Below are 15,471 nucleotides of genomic sequence, written 5' to 3' on the forward strand. Positions count from 1 at the left end.
ATCGGTTATGAATATATATTCACGTCGGTTAAAAAATTTTGTGCCTGAAAAAAGGGGCTAATAAACTAAACCGCCCTTTGTTCACTACTCTGCCCATTAAACCGGGCAGGCCGTCCGCTGCCAGGAATCACTCAGCGGCACCCGCTGTCCGGTTCAACGCACTTTCCCGTCAGGGTTTTGCCGGTGTCCCCTCCTCGATTAACGCTTTCTGAGCCACCACGGCCGCCTTCTGCTGCATCCGGCTCTGTGTCTGGTCGATGATCACCGCGATGATAATCACGATGCCTTTGATCACCATCTGCCAGAATTCACTGACACCCATCATGATCAGGCCATCCGCCAGAAAGCCGATGACGAACGCACCAATCAGCGTGCCGAGGATGGTGCCGCGTCCGCCCGCCAGCGACGTACCACCCAGCACCACGGCGGCAATGGCATTCATCTCAAATGCGGTGCCGTTAGCCGGATGGCTGGCGACCAGTTGCGATGAGACCACGATGCCAGCAATCGCCGCGCAGAATCCTGACAGGGTGTAGACCAGAATTTTTACCTGCCGGGTTTTCACACCCGACAGTTCAGCGGCACGTTCATTGTCTCCGATGGCATAGACCTGACGGCCAAACGGCAGGCGACGGGCGATGTAGGCGATCACCAGCGCCAGCAGCACCATCATCCAGATGGCGTAAGGCAGCCCCAGAAAGGTTCCGGCACCAATCCGATCGAAACCGGTATTGCCCAGCAGCGGATTCCCCTGCAGACCAGGAAAGGTCTCGCCGCCGGAGGTGAGCATCGCCGCGCCGCGCAGGATATACATGGTGCCGAGGGTGCAGATAAAGGGTGCCACGTTGTAGCGGGTAATGATCCAGCCGTTGCCCGCGCCAATCAGCGCGCCGATCAGCAGCACCACCGGCACAATCACCCAGACGCTGGGAAAAATAGCGATGCCAAACATCGGCAACACAATGCCTTTGGTAATCAGCCAGCCGGCGATCATGCCGCACAGTCCCAGCGTTGCCCCAATCGACAGGTCAATTCCCGCGGTGATAATGACAAAGGTAATGCCCAGCGCCAGAAAGGCGTTGATGGCGATATGTTTCACCATGATCACCAGGCTGCCGGTGGCGAGAAAGTCCGGCACGGTGATGGCGAAGAAGCCGACGATCAGAATCAGCGCAATAAAAGTGCGCAGCTTCAGAAGCAGCAGCAGAATGCTTTCACGTGAACTGAACGCCTTAGCCGGAAGTGTGGTCAGCGCGACGCTGTCATTGCTTTTCATGCTCAGAACCCCTGCGCACTTGCTTTCACCAGCGCTGCCTCTTCCGCCTGGTCGCGGGGAAGATCAGCCGTAAGTTTGCCGCCCGACATCACCAGGATGCGATCGGCTACCGCCATAATCTCTTTCAGGTCCGAGGTGGAGAAGAGAACTGCAATGCCCTGCTGCGACAGCGCCACCATCATGCGAAATACCTCTGCTTTTGCACCGACATCAATGCCGCGACTCGGCTCATCCAGCAACAGCAGACGCGGATTGGTCAGCAGCGCGCGGCCAATCACTACTTTCTGCTGATTGCCACCACTCAGCGCGCTGATGGCCACGTCCGGCGAGGAGATTTTGATCGCCAGGTTGCCCACCGTCTGGCTTACCGCCTGCTGCTCCGCCTGATGGGCAATGGCAAAGCGATGCGACAGACGCCGCCACAGGCTGGCGATGGTGAGATTACTGGCGACCGATGACACCGGGAAAATCCCGGCGCGTTTGCGATCTTCCGGCACCAGACTCATGCCCATGCGGATACGGTCAGCGGTGGGCAGACGGGTCGGCAGCGGTTTGCTGTCGAGCCACAGCTTGCCCAGATAGTGGCGCTGACTGCCAAGCAGACACTCAAACAGCTCGGTGCGGCCTGCGCCCATCAGCCCGTAAATCCCGACAATTTCCCCGGCCCGCACCTGAAAACTGACGTCATCCACCAGGGTATTGCCATTGGGGCTGACGCAGGTAATGTGCTGCGCCTCCAGCACCGGCGCGCCAAACTCACGCGCTTCCGGCAGGAAGGTGGTGACCGGTTCACTGCCCAGCATCTCACGCACGATCCACGGCACATCGATGCTGCTGACCGGCGCTTCGGCCTGAAAGCGCCCGTCGCGCAGAATGGTGATCACGTCGCCAATTGCCATCAGCTCTTCCAGCCGGTGGGAGATGTAAATCACGGTAACGCCCTGCTGCGTCAGGTCGCGGATCACCCGGAACAGGATCTCCACTTCGGTTTTGCTCAGCGCCGAGGTCGGCTCGTCGAGGATCAGGATGTCCGCATCTTCCGCCAGCGCTTTGGCAATCTCGACCAGCTGCTGCTGACCCACTTTGAGATTACCGACCCGCTCATGGGGTGAAATCGGCTGATCGAGGCGCGCCATCAGCGCGGCGGTGCGGCGAGCCTGCTCTGCCTCGTTGATCGGGGCCAGGCCGCGCTGGATCTCCCGGCCCAGAAACAGGTTTTCAGCCACCGTCAGGTTCTCAAACAGATTCAGCTCCTGGTGCACCATGCCGATGCCGTGCCGGGCGGCGTCGCGGGTGCTGCTCAGCGTCAGCGGCTCGCCATTCAGGAACAGCGAACCGGCCGTGGGCTGCTGTACCCCGGCCAGAATTTTCATCAGGGTCGATTTTCCCGCCCCATTCTCACCGATGATGACGTTAACTTTGCCGCGCCAGACCCGATAATCGACGCGATCCAGCGCCAGCGTGCCGGGAAACAGCATCGATATCTGTTCGGCCCGCAGAATGATCTCATCGTCCATCAGGGCGTCCCCCGCTTCAGCTCAACCGCTACCACATCTTCAACGCTGTTCTGCCCGATGGTTACGGCCAGCAGCGCCTGCACCGGCTGGTTGACCCAGCTGGCATCCAGCGGTGGCAGTTGCTTCACCGCGTGACGGTTCAGCGCCCGCGTCAGCTGGGCGTACTGCACCTGATTGGTAAACTCTTCGAAACGGAAACCGGCGGCATCCCGGATAGCGTTACTGCGCAGCACCGGCCCGACACTGACCGCCACCGGCTTGCTGTTAATCATCAGCGTCAGCGTGCGTTCACGCGGGTTACTCTCATCAAAGGCGCTGGCTTTACCCCCGGCTCGCACGAAGACGCTTTCGCGCCCGCCGGGTTTGACCGTCTGACTTTTCGCCTCCATGTCGGCCCAGCTCAGCGCATGGCTGTTCGCGGTGGTCATCACGCGCGGCTGCCAGGTCTCTTCTGCAATCTGCTGCGGTGTCTGGGTGGTATAGCTGGGTTTCGCGTGCGGATCCTTCGGCAGGATCGGCTTACCGTCCGCATCCAGATCCACCACGGTGCAGGCGCTGAGCAGCGCCATACCGGTCAATACCGCCAGCATCCGTTTCATGGTTATTTCGCCAGGTTGAAGTTTTTCAGCTTAGCGGCGTTGCTGTCGTCAATCAGCACGCAGTCCATCAGCTGCTTCTCCTGTTTCTGCGCTTTGCCGTTCTTCAGGTAGTAATCCGCCTGCGTGACCGCCATCTGCGCCTGATCCCAGCCCGGCTGCAGCACCGTCGCTTTAATATTGCCTTTGTTGAGGATCGAATCGCGGGTGTAGTCGCTGCCATCAAAGCCCACCACGATCACCGATGTTTTCCCGGCGGCTTTCAGCGCGGCTTCGGCACCCAGCGCCATGGTGTCGTTACCGGAGATGACGCCAACGATGTTGGGGTGTTTCTGCAGCAGGGTTTCCATGCGGCTGAAGGCTTCGGTCTGACTCCAGTTGGCGCTCTGCTGAGCCACCATTTTCATGTCGCTGTAGTCATCCAGCACATCGTGATAGCCCTGCGACCGCACGCCCGCGTTGGTGTCAGATTCTTTGCCCAGCAGTTCAACATAGTCCCCTTTGCCGCCCAGCAATTTCGCAAATTTCTCCGCGCCCAGCTGCGCCCCCTGATAGTTGTTAGAGACGATCTGCGCCACCGCGATACCGGTTTTGTTGATCTCCCGATCAATCAGGAAGGTCGGGATCCCGGCATCTTTGGCTTTCTGCACCGGCCCGACGGTGGCGTCGGCACCAGCGTTATCAAGAATGATCGCTTTGGCTTTGCGCGCAATCGCGGTCTCAATCAGCTGGTTTTGCTTGTTTACGTCATCATCGTGCGACGCCACCAGCGTGGCGTAACCCAGCTCTTTGGCTTTCGCTAAGGCCCCTTCCGCCTCGGCTTTAAAGAACGGGTTGTCATGGGACGGGGTGATAATCGCCAGCAGGCCTTGCTCTGCCGCCAGCGCGGTCGCTGAAAAGGCGAGCATCGATGCGAGCAGGGTCAGTTTGATCAGAGGACGAGTCATTATTTTTCTCCGCTTGAATATATATTCACACGCGATTTTATATGCATAATGACTATGCGCCCGCGCTGACGTGCCGTCCAATGCGCGATCGTCAAAAAGCGAAAACGATCACAAATTAGCCTGCGTTGTGATTTTGATCATCCTGGTTAACAATACCGGGCAGAATCAGAGAGGGAAAAACCGATGGCAAAACAGGATGAACAGCGACTGATGGTGAAGATTGCCACCCTTTACTATGTCGAAGGGTTGAAGCAGTCAGAGATTGCGCAGTCGCTGACCTTATCGCAGTCGTTTGTCTCACGCATTCTTAATCGCAGCGTGAAAGAAGGTGTGGTCAAGATCAGCGTGGTGCCACCAGCCAACGTCTACCCTGAGCTGGAAAAGGCCATTGAGCAGACCTATAACCTGCCGCAGGCGATTGTGGTGGATGTGCCGGATCAGGCGTCGCCGCTGCAGATTAAGCAGGCGATTGGATCGGCGGCCGCTCACTATCTGGAGACCCGACTGCGAAACGATGAGCTGATTGGTATTTCGTCGTGGAGCGGCACGATCCGGGCGATGGTGGATGCGCTGCATCCGCTCAACAGCGCCTGCAAAGGGGTGATCCAGCTGCTGGGTGGCGTCGGGGCTAACGGCAATGTGCAGGCGACGATTCTGACGCAAAATCTGGCGGCGCTGCTGAACTGCCCCGCCTGGCTGCTGCCGTCCCAGTCGATTGAGCATTCGGTCAGCGATCGCCAGCGGCTCTCTGCCAACGCAGAGGTCGCCGAGGTGCTGAGTAAATTTGAGCAGGTCGACCTGGCGATTGTCGGCATTGGCGATCTGGAGCCGTCGGCGCTGTTACGTAATTCGGGCAACTACTACGATGGCAGGATGCTGCAAACGCTGGCGGCGCGCGGTGCGGTAGGCGATATCTGTCTGCACTATTTCGACGCCTGCGGACAGCCGGTGCTGAAAGCAGAAGAAGATCCGGTGATTGGTATGGAGCTGGCACAGGTAAAACAGTGTCCACAGGTGGTCGGGCTGGCAGGCGGAAGAGAGAAAGCGCAGGCGATTCGCGGTGCGCTGCTGGGCGGCTACATCAAGGTGCTGATCATCGACTATCCCACGGCGCGGCTACTGCTCACGCCGCAGGATTCATCACAACCGGTCAGATAGTGCGGTAAGCCGTGGTGACTTTCCACAGATAGCGCGGGGCCTGCGCCGCCGGATGCTTGTTCTGCACATGCTGATAGAACTCATCCGGTGACATCGCATTGATCATCGCAATGGCCCGATCGCGATCGCTGGAGAAAGTCCGCAGTAACGCTCCTGCGCCGTTGGCATAAGAGACGATGGTGGCATAGCGCAGGGTCAGCGGATCGCGGATGCCCGACAGCGCGGAGTTCTGCAGAATGCGGATATAGGCGGTGCCGATATCAATATTTTTGGCCGGATCGCGCAACTCGGCATTCGACGGCTGACCACGACGGCCCAGCGTGCGATAGACTTCGCGCCCGGCGGTCGAAGCTTTAATCTGCATCAGCCCCACCGCATTTGAACGGCTCACCACGCCCGGATTTCCACCCGACTCGACACTGATAATGGCGCTGATCAACTTCTCATCAACGCCATAATGACTGGCGGCATCTTCGGTAAACATCGCCCAGGTGCCATTGACGCTGGACGGCGGTGCCTGAGTTAATGGCGTGTTGCGCTGCTTAACGGCATGGTGCGGTGGCTCGCTGGCACAGCCGGTCAGGAGTAACGCTGAGAGTATAAGGTGTCGGATTTTCAGCAATTTTTCATCTCGTAGCTGTTGTGGCGAATGCTATCATACCCAGGCAGCCTGAGAGCAAAATTACCGTTTATCCTAAATGCATGAAAATGCGGCGCGTACCGTGACTTCAGCGGCGCTTTTCGCCATCATCGCCGTCAGTCAGGCGCTAACAGCAGGAAAGTATGATGATTTCACGTTCAGTTCGTCTTATCTCCCCCTCCGGTTACTGTCACAATCAGCCTGCGGCGCTGCAGGGCATTGCACGACTGCGTGCGGCCGGCCATCAGGTAGAGAACGAGCAGGTGATCACCCGCCGTTTTCAGCGCTTCGCCGGTACGGACGCGGAGCGCCTGGCGGATATCAACCAGCTTGCCAGTCTCAGCACCCTGCCCGATGTGGTGCTGGCGGTGCGTGGCGGTTATGGTGCCAGCCGGTTACTGGAGTCCATCGACTACATCGGCCTGCAACGCCGTCTGCTGAATCAGCCGCTCGCGCTGTGCGGCCACAGCGACTTCACCGCGATTCAGCTGGCGCTGCTGGCGCAGGTCGGCCTGATTACCTTCAGCGCACCGATGCTGGCCGGTAACTTCGGCGCCGCGACCTTATCTGAATTTACCCTTCACCACTTCTGGCAGGCACTGACTTCACCTACAGTAGAGGAGACATGGCAAAGCGAAACGCCTGACGAGGGCGAATGGCAGGGTACGCTGTGGGGCGGGAATCTGGCGATGATCTGCTCACTGATTGGCACGCCGTGGATGCCGCAGTTTGAGAACGGCATTCTGGTGATTGAGGATGTGAATGAGCATCCGTTCCGCATTGAACGCATGCTGATTCAGCTGCAGCAGAGCGGCATTCTGGCGCGACAGCGGGCGATCGTTACCGGCAGCTTCACCAGTACAGCCCTGACAGAATATGACAACGGGTTTGACTTCAGCACCGTCTGGCAGCGACTGCGTGACACCACCGGTCTGCCGCTGATTTGTGGATTAGATTTTGGTCATGCCGCTGACACCGTAACACTGCCTTTGGGTGCCAGCGCACGATTAGCGGTCAGCCAGGGCCACGCCCGTTTGCAGGCGACCGGGCATCCCGTCCTGCGGGAATAGCGTTTGTTTCAGGAGATCGACATTGAAGCCGTTGTATGACGATTTGTGGATCTCAACCCCGGAATTTCCGGTGGAAGATGCCGTTAATGACCTGATGATGCATGGCTTTATGCTGCGTCACCCGCGCGGCAATCTGTTGATTGGCCGCGTAGAAAATCCGCTCGATCATGAAGTCATGGCCGATACCGGCGGCGTGATCCGCCACTACCTCACCCACTGGCATGAATCCGCGCCCGGTGCGGCGCTGATCCAGCAGCGCTTCAGCAGTGCACTTTACTGCCATAGCCGATCGCTGGGCCCCATCAGCCGTTTTGCTGAGCCTGATGACACCTTTTCGCAGCAGGAGACGCACTTCGGGGATTTCCATCTGCTGCCAACGCCAGGACACACACCGGGCAGTTGCAGCTATCTCTACACCTCGCCGCTGGGGCTGACCTATCTGTTTGTTGGCGATACCGTGACGCGTTCGCATGACCGCTGGATCACGGTGCTCGTGCCGGACAGTAATCCGGCTGAGCTGAGCCAGACGCTGGAATTTTACCGCTCCCTGCGTCCCGACGTGGTGCTGATGAGTACCACGCGCGGGCATCTCTCCTGGAAAAAAGTTACGCTGCAGAGCTGGCTGGCCGCGATTGATGAAGCAGAACAGCATCCGCTGGATTTGCGTCAGCAACCATTATTCTGATTACAGGGCTTTCGTCAGATAGTGGCGCTGATGATGCCGCGGATAGTTATCCAGGCTAAAGCGCAGCGTATAGCCGAGCTTTTCATAAAATGGTCGCGCCTGAAAACTGGCGGTATCCACCTGGGCAAAGCGGCAGCCGCGATCCCGCGCCTCCTGCTCTGCCGCCTGCATCAGCTTACTGCCCGCCCCCTGCCCGCGTAGCGCCTCACTCACCCACAGCATATCAATCCGCAGCCAGTTTCCGGCGGTTGATCCGGTCAGTCCGGCCAGCTTTCTGCCCTGGTCATCACGGATAAACACGCCGATCGATCTGATCTCATCAATATTAATATATTTGCTGTTGAACGCAGTCAGACCCAGCCTGACTTCATCCAGATCCTGCGTTGTGACCTTATCGGTAATCTCGGGTTGCATAGTGGCTCCGTGGGTTAAGTATCGGAGTGCTGACGATCGTCGTAGCGCTCCAGGCTCAACGCATCAACATCGCGTTTTTCGCTGCGGCTGCAGGGCAGCAGTTTATCGCTGTCGCGGTAGACAAAAAAGGTCGCCTGGTTGCGCTGGTTCACAATCAGCTGATCACCATTGCGAAAGCGGGTAATCGCCACCTTATCACCCGCCTCTAAACGGGTACGCTGCTGACCGGCGGCAATCTGGAAATGCCCCGGCGGCCACATTAACGTGGTTAACCCATATTCGGCACGCGAAACGGTCATGGTTGTCCGGCCGGGACAGTTAAGCTGAAATTCCGTCTCGCTCCAGGCGGGTGCGATGTGACAGGCCAGCAGGCCCAGGGCAATTAATGCTGCCTTCATGCTGTTTCTCCGCTGATTTTATTGAGATTTTTTAGCTTAACACATCACAGGACGGAGAAGGGACGCGGGGCAACCCGCAGCAAGACCATTGAAAGATAGAATCGGCGTGCGAAGTAATCTGAAAGTTGAGAAAAAATAAAGTAATCCGGCCAGCGTAACAGGCTGCCACACTGACCGGATATGATTATTCGGCTGCTACCTCGGCGGCCACTAACATCAGTGCCAGCCCGGCATTCTCGCTATCGTAAGCCTGCATTGCTGCACGTATATCCGCTGAACAAGCGATCACCTGTTGCTTCTTATCGGCTTCTAACTGGTCAATCGCATGGCGAATAATCATTAGACTTGCTTCTTCTTCGTTCATCATTTATCCCTGAATTTGCCTAAGTGGTGCGCAAAGGAGCCAAGAATAACGTTTATTGATAAGCAAAGTCACCCTTTTACATTCCTGTTGCTTAACGATTAAACAAATCACAAACAGGAAGCGCAGCGTAAACTGCTATGATTAAGTAATCAGTGACGCAGCAGGATAGACTCTGCGCCACGAAACTCCCAGGGATTGAAGCAGGTAGAAAATCATGATGCGTCTCAGCATTTTTATCCTCATCGCGATGGTGACTGGATGTTCATCTGGCCCGAAAGGGGTGGAATGTCCGGGTGAGGTCTCGACAATTTATGGTCAGTCGATGGGGCATACCCAGGGCGTGATTTTTGATCTGGTTAATAGCTTCACCGTGACCCGGGATAAGGTCAGCGTTAAGAGTGGCCCGCTGCAGTCGCTGGATCGCTTTAAATATGTTCCCTCCGCAGTCACGCCTGAGGGCTATTACGCGCAGCGCCTGTCAGATAAGCAGTTCCGCCTGATCAACCCTTACCAGGACACCCAAATCACCTGGACCTGTCCATAAGGGATGAATCCTGCTGCCAGATGGTTTATTGTCAGGAAACGTCAAGCAGCAGGTCTCCCCGATGGAAAAGCGTCTGGATAACAACGGTTATATCGACTTCCCCTTCCCCGCCACCCGCAATGCGGATGGCTCCGTGAATCCCTGTGGCTTTGATCTGACGCTGGAAACTGGTCGCCTTGAGGAGATCGCGGTGCTGAACCATTCAGTGAATCTGCGGCGGCTGGTCGAGGAGATCAATCTGCAGGAGGGGCTGTTTATGACCCTGGCCTGCGACTGGCAGCAGCAGGCAGATGCGGTCTGTGGCTTTATCGATGTGGCTTTTCGTCCCGACCTGCCGCAACACGGCTTTGAGGAGGCGCTGCAGCTGGAAGCGAACTTTTATCGCTACCTGACCGGGCAGGAGCAGCAACACCAGATGCCCGCCGAGACGCTGGTCAATTATGCCCGCTCGGTACTCGACTGGAGCTGGTCGCCGCTGCGCCAGCGTCAGCGCGATTATGAAAAGATCACCATTCAGTTCTATTGTCCGCAGGCGGATGACGCCGAATGGTGTTTTGATCATCTGCGTCACTTCCTGGTGAGCGTCTATCCGGCCTGCGTCGCAGCCCGTTCACTCTGATCTTCATTGCCCCCGGAGTCGCTATGCGTTCTGCTGCGCTGTCTGCTGTCACGCTGTTCTGCTCACTGTTTTTTGCCGCTGCTGCCCAAGCCGATCGCTGCCAGCAAATTCGCGCCGGTCTGGATATCGGTTCCGGCACCACCAAAATTGCGGTAGCCCGTGTCAATGTCTGCCAGCTGCACATCGAAAAGATGCTGTATCAGGATCAGCGCGCCGTGGCCTGGAACGAGGCCTTAGCGCATTCAACAGATAATCAGCTCAGCCCGGCGATGACTCATGAAGGTGCCGCTGCCCTGCAGCAGCTTTTAACGCAGGCACAGCGCTTTCATCCACAGCGGATCAGCGGCGTTGCCACGGCGGTGTTCCGCAACGCCAGCAACGGACAGGCGGTCATCGATCAGTTGCAGCGCCAGACCGGTGCGCAAATCAGCATCATCTCGCAGCAGCAGGAAGCGAAACTCGGTTTCCTCTCCGCTAAAGCCGCGCTTAACGATCCGGCGATCCGTGATGAGCAGCTGCTGGTCTGGGATATTGGTGGGGGATCGATGCAGATGACTGCCTGGCGACAGCAGGCGGGTCAGCCGGTTGCAGATATCTATCAGGGCAAACTGGCCTCGGTGACGCTGAAAAACTTTATTCTGACGGTGCTGAAGAACAGCCCGGAGGCCAAATCCCCTAATCCGATTGGCTCCTGGCGGCAGTCGGTGCTGCGCTTTGTGCAATTTTATGCCGCTAATGAGGTCAGTCCGCAGATTAAACAGGATCTGGCGAGCCGTCGGGTCATTGGCATCGGCGGCGTCCATGGTTTTTCAATCCGCAATCAGTTACCGGGCAAACCCCATCGTTACAGCCTGACGACATTAAGTCAGCTGTCGCAGCAGCAGGTCTGGAAAGGCGACAGTGAACTCCCGGGCGACTACCGGGCCACTGATGTCAGCAATCTCTTACTGGTTGAAGGTTATATGCAGGCGCTGAAAATTAATGAGGTTACGATTGTTGAGGCCAGTCTGATTCAGGGCGTGCTGCTGCAGTAGCGCAGCCTTTCCGCACTATGCTAAACCTCAGGCTTAATCAGCCGGATAGCATGATCCAGCATCCGCTGCTCATCCCGTTCACTGTGGGCCCGCTGCTGACGTATACGTTTAAGCAGGTCGTAGATTTCGCCACGGCGGGTGTCATGGCCGCGCTCCGACAGCACAATGACCGCATCGCCAATGACCCGGCAGACTTCGTCATAGTCGTCATCATTCAGTGCATCACGTTTCATTGCTTATCCTCCGGCTGTAGCTTTGGCTATGGCTGTGGCAGCGCCTGAGTGCGCCTCTCTTTCCAAAGGCTAGACAGTAAATCCCTTACCCGCAAACGCAGCGCCATTAACAGCCAGAAATGATTTTTTAGCCCATTTTCCTCCGCTGGAGGAGCAGAATTCACTATCTTTGCTACGCTTTGAGGGTCTCACTCAAAACCAAGGAGCAATAAATGTCAGGAAAAATCGAAGATAAAGTAAAAGAAGCCGCTGGCGCAGTTCAGGAACAATGGGGTGCAGCAACCGGTTCATCTGAGCATCAGGCTAAAGGCGCAGCACGCCGTTACACCAACCAGGCAAGCTATGCTGCCCGCGATGCTGCTGACTGTATCAAGGATCAGGTTCAATCCAATCCTGTTGCAGGTCTGGCCGTTGCTGCAGGCGTTGGCGTATTTATCGGCTTCCTGCTGGGCCGCAAGTAATCGCGCTGAACGTCAACAGAACGGGAGCCACTGGCTTCCGTTTTTTTTTGCCTGGACTCTCTCCGCCGGCTGAGAAACATCTGAAAGATAAGCCTTTTCAGGCCAGAATGCGGTAAGTATCTATGCTTAGTCTGGTTTCGTCTCTTTCTGACAACATCAAGGTGACCTTATGAAAACATTTCCTGCCCTGCTGCTGGTTGCAGCGACCTTAACCTCTCTGGCGGGCTGCTCGCAGAAGAGCGACGCGATTAAAGATGATGGCCGCCCTCATGCACCAAGCGGTCAGTCGTCACCGGGCGGTACGCTGGGTTCAGGCCCGGTGGGTCAGCCACAGTCGTAATACCCTGCCCCGGCACACGTGCCGGGGTTTGTTTTATCGCATGTTTTTTAATAGATAGAAGTCACAGAATAATCCCGCTAATAATTAACCTGCTATTAGTTTTTCATAGAATTACAAGCCGTAATCATTCATTAATAAAAGTGCACATAAAACATCTTCCAAATAACAAAAAATTAAAGTTCATTTTTATTTAAACCAGAAAGCGAGTGTATTTCAAACAAAAACTCAATGACTGAAAAAAACATCCTGTCATAATGAACTTTCTCTGTAGCGTTAATCTCTAACACTCCATAATATTTCCCTGTTAATAACATTGGTAAATTCAAGAGAATTCAGACGTGAAGAAAAAAAAGATTTATCTGATAGACCGACTTTTAACGCTCTATTCTCGATTTTCCAGCAGAACAAAACCACAGGCCTTGCACGACCTGGCCCCACAAACAGTGGTGATATACTCCACCACGGCACTGGGCGATTTTCTGATGAATACGCCGGCTATCTGGAGCCTGAAAAATCGCTTTCCCGCCAGCAAATTTATTCTGGTTTCCAGCAAGAAAAATAAGGATCTCGTCAGCCGTTATAACTGGTTTGATCAGATCTATATCTGGGATAACAAACTGGCGAATTTCCTGCCACTTTTTTTCAAACTGCGCCGCCAGAAACCTGACCTGTCAGTAATATTACACGCCCATTTCCCCTACGATATTATGAGCTCGGTACTGACCGGCAGTAAGGTGATTGTGCGCGATCATTACGGCCGCGAATCGCCTCTGCTAAATAAATATCTCGATCACTATTCAGGCTATTTCGATGACCATACCATCAAGCGTAAGCTGAAACTGATTGAAGTCCTGGGCGCAGAGACAGAGCAGACCCGGATGCACCTTCCGGCACTGAACAACAGTCCGACTGCAAAGGCTGACCATCGCCGTATCGGTTTTCAGTTAGGGGCATCAAAAGATATTCGCCGCTGGCCACTGGCCTCCTTCAGCCAGCTGGCGACAGCCTTGCTTGAACGCTGGCCTGACACGGAAATTATCGTTACCGGCACCGCCGCTGAGCAGCCTCTTGAGCAGGAATTTATTGAAAGCCTGCCCCTGCACTACCGTCAGCGTGTGACCCCGATGGCGGGTAAAACGAATCTCAGCGGCCTGATTAGCCTGATTCGCACGCTGGATGTGCTGGTTACCGGGGACACCGGTCCACTGCACATCGCCGTGGCCGCACAGACGCCAACGGTCAGCCTGTTCTCCACCGCCAATCCGCGCTATACCGGTCCCTGCCAGGACAGCGATCGCCACATCATTATCCACCGTCCGGATAAAACCGCCTCACAGCATCCGATGGCAACGATCAAGGCCGATGAGGTCGGGCAGGCCGTGGCGAAGCTGGTGGGGTAATGAACGACCTTTCTCAATCCATCATTGCGCTGATTGAGCACCACAATCAGCCAACCGCACTGGGCTGGTTCCGGAAAGTGGATCGGACGGGGTTTCATATCCAGCAGTTACCGCTGAGTGAGGTGGATTTTGCCATTCTGATGAGTGATTTTTTTATCACTTTCGGCGTCTGTTCAGAACACTATGATGACGCCCGCTATTTTCCGGAGCCGCGCCGACGGCGCTTTGCAGTGGCAAACTGGTTTACTGCGGGCACAGCACAGCCTTACCGTCCACTGACGGTCGCCATGCTGTGTGAAGCGGCCATACTGGGACGCTGGCCTGAAGAGGATTACTGAGTAATGGTATGGGCGAACGCGTCATAGACCTCGCTGCTGCTCAGCGCATTGACCTCACGTGACGCCGGTTGCAGCACCTGATAGTTAACCTGCCATGGGTGCCAGCATGCCGGATCGCTGTCGCCAAACAGCGCGACGACCGGCAATCCCAGCGCCGCGCCAATGTGCATTGCCCCGCCATCACTGCTCACCAGCCCCTGACACAACGACATTGCTGCAATTAACTGCGGCAGGCTGGTGGTTGCCACCGCCTTGATCGGCAGATGCGGGCAGAGCGCCATAATTTCACGCGCTTTTTCATCATCTCCCGGATGACGCGGATTATCACGGCTGCCGGGTGACCAGAGCAGCATTATCTGGCAGGGATGACGCGCCGCGATTTTTTCAGCCAGCCCGGCAAACCGCGCGGCTTCCCACTGCTGGCTCGGCTTGCGGGCGCTGATTTGCAATGCATAGACCGGAACAGCGGGATCGATCGCACAGGTGTCACGCAGGCTGGCCGCGATTGCCGCATCCGGCAGCAGCGTCAGTTTGCCTGGCGCTGTGGCGCTGAGATTGAAAGGTCGCCCCAGGCTAAACAGGGTTTCACTGATATGACACGGCGACTGGCTGGGTGGCGGCAGCAGATCGGTAATCAGCGGATGGGGATGGCCCAGGGCAATCACTCTGGCGGGACGCACTGTTTTAACCCACTTCAGGCCATGCTGATCCCAGCGGCTTTTTGCCAGAATCACCACATCGTAACGCTGTTTTTTCAGCGTCAGCATCAGCTTCAGTCGCTGTAAGAGACAGGCCAGTCGTCCCTGCCCTGCCTCACGGTGATGCAGTTTAGTGTAATAGAAGAGCTGCCGGATATCGGGATTATGCTGCAACACTGGCGCAGCGTAATTGTTAGTCAGCACGTCGACCTGATGCTGCCCCGACTGCGCCAGCGCACTGATCAGCGGCGTGGTCAGTAAGGTGTCGCCAATATTATCCCGACAAATAATTAAAACCCGCATGTCTGACATCCTCTGCGCAAAGGCTACGCCGTTCTGGCTGAATAAAAGTAAGACTCGCCCGGTTAACGTTCTGAAAACGGTAACGTAACGGTATAGTCAGCAAATTAGTCAGCGCAGTGTCAGATTGGTTCCATAGTTGGATATTGTTAAAATATGAGGCCAGCACGACAGGCCAGAGACAGGCCTGAATTATTAACCGGATTATTATTTTACGGCGTCGGCCCTGCCGGGCCAGCGTATAGAAAGGAAAAGGCCGCCCATGGCGTAATACTGGTCAGTTAAGATTAGATTTGTAAAGGCTGTCACGGTCAAACGGGGCAGCTTTTTTTCCGGGCGAGCGAGCCGCAGTGCGGGCCAGCGCACCTCTGCTGCTGCCGGGCCGTCCTCGCGCCGCTCACGCGGTACCTTCGGCTTTGACGTCGTGCCGACGAACCGT

General features: G+C 56.2%; 20 protein-coding genes. 9 read left to right on the forward strand and 11 right to left on the reverse strand.

All coding sequences use genetic code 11. The features are described 5' to 3' along the window. Nucleotides 1-169 precede the first annotated feature (169 nt). Genes NCR98_RS20245 through NCR98_RS20260 form a run of 4 tightly spaced genes read right to left on the reverse strand, consistent with a single transcriptional unit; the run spans nt 170 to nt 4,336 of the window. Nucleotides 170-1,276 (reverse strand): ABC transporter permease, encoded by a 1,107-nt coding sequence (locus tag NCR98_RS20245; protein WP_010669880.1) that lies wholly within the window; start codon nt 1,274-1,276, stop codon nt 170-172. Between the two features lie 2 nt (nt 1,277-1,278). After that, nucleotides 1,279-2,793 (reverse strand): sugar ABC transporter ATP-binding protein, encoded by a 1,515-nt coding sequence (locus NCR98_RS20250; protein WP_022625834.1) that lies wholly within the window; start codon nt 2,791-2,793, stop codon nt 1,279-1,281. Beyond that, the gene (locus NCR98_RS20255) at nt 2,793-3,392 is read right to left on the reverse strand and encodes a DUF2291 family protein (protein ID WP_250489688.1); all 600 of its coding nucleotides are present in this window, start codon (nt 3,390-3,392) and stop codon (nt 2,793-2,795) included. Before NCR98_RS20255 ends, NCR98_RS20250 begins: the two co-directional genes overlap by 1 nt. Before the next feature lie 2 nt (nt 3,393-3,394). Then, nucleotides 3,395-4,336, reverse strand: coding sequence for a D-ribose ABC transporter substrate-binding protein (locus tag NCR98_RS20260; RefSeq protein ID WP_010246199.1), 942 nt, complete (start codon nt 4,334-4,336; stop codon nt 3,395-3,397). 183 nt (nt 4,337-4,519) lie between these two features. Here NCR98_RS20260 and NCR98_RS20265 point away from each other — a divergent pair, with 183 nt between their 5' ends. Further along, nucleotides 4,520-5,494, forward strand: coding sequence for a sugar-binding transcriptional regulator (locus NCR98_RS20265; protein ID WP_033779397.1), 975 nt, complete (start codon nt 4,520-4,522; stop codon nt 5,492-5,494). Here NCR98_RS20265 and emtA read toward each other — a convergent pair. After that, on the reverse strand, nt 5,487-6,116 hold the full coding sequence (emtA, locus tag NCR98_RS20270; RefSeq protein ID WP_010246204.1) for a membrane-bound lytic murein transglycosylase EmtA: 630 nt from the start codon (nt 6,114-6,116) through the stop codon (nt 5,487-5,489). The genes NCR98_RS20265 and emtA overlap by 8 nt on opposite strands. A gap of 161 nt (nt 6,117-6,277) precedes the next feature. Between emtA and ldcA the strand changes: the two genes are divergently transcribed. Together ldcA and NCR98_RS20280 are read left to right on the forward strand one after the other, a co-directional pair. Then, nucleotides 6,278-7,204, forward strand: coding sequence for a muramoyltetrapeptide carboxypeptidase (ldcA, locus tag NCR98_RS20275; protein WP_033743824.1), 927 nt, complete (start codon nt 6,278-6,280; stop codon nt 7,202-7,204). 22 nt (nt 7,205-7,226) lie between these two features. Continuing rightward, nucleotides 7,227-7,889: an MBL fold metallo-hydrolase gene (locus tag NCR98_RS20280; protein ID WP_010246210.1), complete on the forward strand. Its 663-nt coding sequence runs from the start codon at nt 7,227-7,229 to the stop codon at nt 7,887-7,889. On the opposite strand, the gene NCR98_RS20285 is transcribed toward NCR98_RS20280, so the two are convergent. The 3 genes from NCR98_RS20285 to NCR98_RS20295 all read right to left on the reverse strand — a co-directional run bounded on the left by NCR98_RS20285 (nt 7,890) and on the right by NCR98_RS20295 (nt 9,068). Beyond that, nucleotides 7,890-8,303 carry a GNAT family N-acetyltransferase gene (locus tag NCR98_RS20285; RefSeq protein WP_010669877.1) on the reverse strand — a complete coding sequence of 138 codons (414 nt, stop codon included), beginning with the start codon at nt 8,301-8,303 and terminating at the stop codon, nt 7,890-7,892. A 14-nt stretch (nt 8,304-8,317) separates the two neighbouring features. Beyond that, entirely contained in the window at nt 8,318-8,701 is a 384-nt protein-coding gene (locus NCR98_RS20290) for a hypothetical protein (protein WP_033757330.1), read from the reverse strand. 184 nt (nt 8,702-8,885) lie between these two features. Next, on the reverse strand, nt 8,886-9,068 hold the full coding sequence (locus NCR98_RS20295; RefSeq protein WP_250489689.1) for a hypothetical protein: 183 nt from the start codon (nt 9,066-9,068) through the stop codon (nt 8,886-8,888). A gap of 211 nt (nt 9,069-9,279) precedes the next feature. On the opposite strand from NCR98_RS20295, the gene NCR98_RS20300 reads away from it, so the two are divergent. The 3 genes from NCR98_RS20300 to NCR98_RS20310 all read left to right on the forward strand — a co-directional run bounded on the left by NCR98_RS20300 (nt 9,280) and on the right by NCR98_RS20310 (nt 11,262). Next, entirely contained in the window at nt 9,280-9,609 is a 330-nt protein-coding gene (locus tag NCR98_RS20300; RefSeq protein WP_010246223.1) for a hypothetical protein, read from the forward strand. A gap of 61 nt (nt 9,610-9,670) precedes the next feature. Then, nucleotides 9,671-10,228, forward strand: coding sequence for a hypothetical protein (locus NCR98_RS20305; protein ID WP_022625839.1), 558 nt, complete (start codon nt 9,671-9,673; stop codon nt 10,226-10,228). Nucleotides 10,229-10,251: 23 nt separating this feature from the next. Then, entirely contained in the window at nt 10,252-11,262 is a 1,011-nt protein-coding gene (locus tag NCR98_RS20310) for a Ppx/GppA phosphatase family protein (RefSeq protein WP_250489690.1), read from the forward strand. A gap of 20 nt (nt 11,263-11,282) precedes the next feature. Here the strand turns inward: NCR98_RS20310 and NCR98_RS20315 are convergent, their stop codons facing one another. Beyond that, nucleotides 11,283-11,495 (reverse strand): DUF2767 family protein, encoded by a 213-nt coding sequence (locus NCR98_RS20315; RefSeq protein WP_010246232.1) that lies wholly within the window; start codon nt 11,493-11,495, stop codon nt 11,283-11,285. A gap of 212 nt (nt 11,496-11,707) precedes the next feature. Between NCR98_RS20315 and NCR98_RS20320 the strand changes: the two genes are divergently transcribed. The 3 genes from NCR98_RS20320 (at nt 11,708) to NCR98_RS20330 (ending at nt 14,034) form a co-directional block, all read left to right on the forward strand. Then, nucleotides 11,708-11,956, forward strand: coding sequence for an ElaB/YgaM/YqjD family protein (locus NCR98_RS20320; RefSeq protein ID WP_010246235.1), 249 nt, complete (start codon nt 11,708-11,710; stop codon nt 11,954-11,956). Nucleotides 11,957-12,634: 678 nt separating this feature from the next. Continuing rightward, nucleotides 12,635-13,696: a glycosyltransferase family 9 protein gene (locus NCR98_RS20325; RefSeq protein WP_250489691.1), complete on the forward strand. Its 1,062-nt coding sequence runs from the start codon at nt 12,635-12,637 to the stop codon at nt 13,694-13,696. Beyond that, entirely contained in the window at nt 13,696-14,034 is a 339-nt protein-coding gene (locus tag NCR98_RS20330; protein ID WP_250489692.1) for a DUF1493 family protein, read from the forward strand. The genes NCR98_RS20325 and NCR98_RS20330 overlap by 1 nt, the downstream gene beginning before the upstream one ends. Here the strand turns inward: NCR98_RS20330 and NCR98_RS20335 are convergent. Continuing rightward, a complete protein-coding gene (locus tag NCR98_RS20335) occupies nt 14,028-15,035 on the reverse strand; it encodes a glycosyltransferase family 9 protein (protein WP_122458855.1) in 1,008 nt (335 codons plus the stop codon). The genes NCR98_RS20330 and NCR98_RS20335 overlap by 7 nt on opposite strands. Nucleotides 15,036-15,239: 204 nt before the next feature. Next, the coding region (locus tag NCR98_RS20340) for a hypothetical protein (RefSeq protein WP_250489693.1) at nt 15,240-15,471 on the reverse strand (232 nt) is incomplete at its 5' end.

Source organism: Caballeronia sp. GAWG2-1 (assembly GCF_023631405.1).
Taxonomy (GTDB): domain Bacteria; phylum Pseudomonadota; class Gammaproteobacteria; order Burkholderiales; family Burkholderiaceae; genus Caballeronia.

Excerpts from the sequence above, each read along its gene's own strand:
- NCR98_RS20260 (WP_010246199.1), bottom strand. The coding sequence starts at position 4,336 with ATGACTCGTCCTCTGATCAAACTGACCCTGCTCGCATCGATGCTCGCC.
- NCR98_RS20250 (WP_022625834.1), bottom strand. The coding sequence starts at position 2,793 with ATGGACGATGAGATCATTCTGCGGGCCGAACAGATATCGATGCTGTTT.
- NCR98_RS20335 (WP_122458855.1), bottom strand. The coding sequence starts at position 15,035 with ATGCGGGTTTTAATTATTTGTCGGGATAATATTGGCGACACCTTACTG.
- NCR98_RS20265 (WP_033779397.1), top strand. The coding sequence starts at position 4,520 with ATGGCAAAACAGGATGAACAGCGACTGATGGTGAAGATTGCCACCCTT.
- NCR98_RS20295 (WP_250489689.1), bottom strand. The coding sequence starts at position 9,068 with ATGATGAACGAAGAAGAAGCAAGTCTAATGATTATTCGCCATGCGATT.
- NCR98_RS20285 (WP_010669877.1), bottom strand. The coding sequence starts at position 8,303 with ATGCAACCCGAGATTACCGATAAGGTCACAACGCAGGATCTGGATGAA.
- NCR98_RS20255 (WP_250489688.1), bottom strand. The coding sequence starts at position 3,392 with ATGAAACGGATGCTGGCGGTATTGACCGGTATGGCGCTGCTCAGCGCC.
- NCR98_RS20300 (WP_010246223.1), top strand. The coding sequence starts at position 9,280 with ATGATGCGTCTCAGCATTTTTATCCTCATCGCGATGGTGACTGGATGT.
- ldcA (WP_033743824.1), top strand. The coding sequence starts at position 6,278 with ATGATGATTTCACGTTCAGTTCGTCTTATCTCCCCCTCCGGTTACTGT.
- NCR98_RS20305 (WP_022625839.1), top strand. The coding sequence starts at position 9,671 with ATGGAAAAGCGTCTGGATAACAACGGTTATATCGACTTCCCCTTCCCC.
- NCR98_RS20315 (WP_010246232.1), bottom strand. The coding sequence starts at position 11,495 with ATGAAACGTGATGCACTGAATGATGACGACTATGACGAAGTCTGCCGG.
- NCR98_RS20320 (WP_010246235.1), top strand. The coding sequence starts at position 11,708 with ATGTCAGGAAAAATCGAAGATAAAGTAAAAGAAGCCGCTGGCGCAGTT.
- NCR98_RS20330 (WP_250489692.1), top strand. The coding sequence starts at position 13,696 with ATGAACGACCTTTCTCAATCCATCATTGCGCTGATTGAGCACCACAAT.
- NCR98_RS20290 (WP_033757330.1), bottom strand. The coding sequence starts at position 8,701 with ATGAAGGCAGCATTAATTGCCCTGGGCCTGCTGGCCTGTCACATCGCA.
- NCR98_RS20245 (WP_010669880.1), bottom strand. The coding sequence starts at position 1,276 with ATGAAAAGCAATGACAGCGTCGCGCTGACCACACTTCCGGCTAAGGCG.
- NCR98_RS20310 (WP_250489690.1), top strand. The coding sequence starts at position 10,252 with ATGCGTTCTGCTGCGCTGTCTGCTGTCACGCTGTTCTGCTCACTGTTT.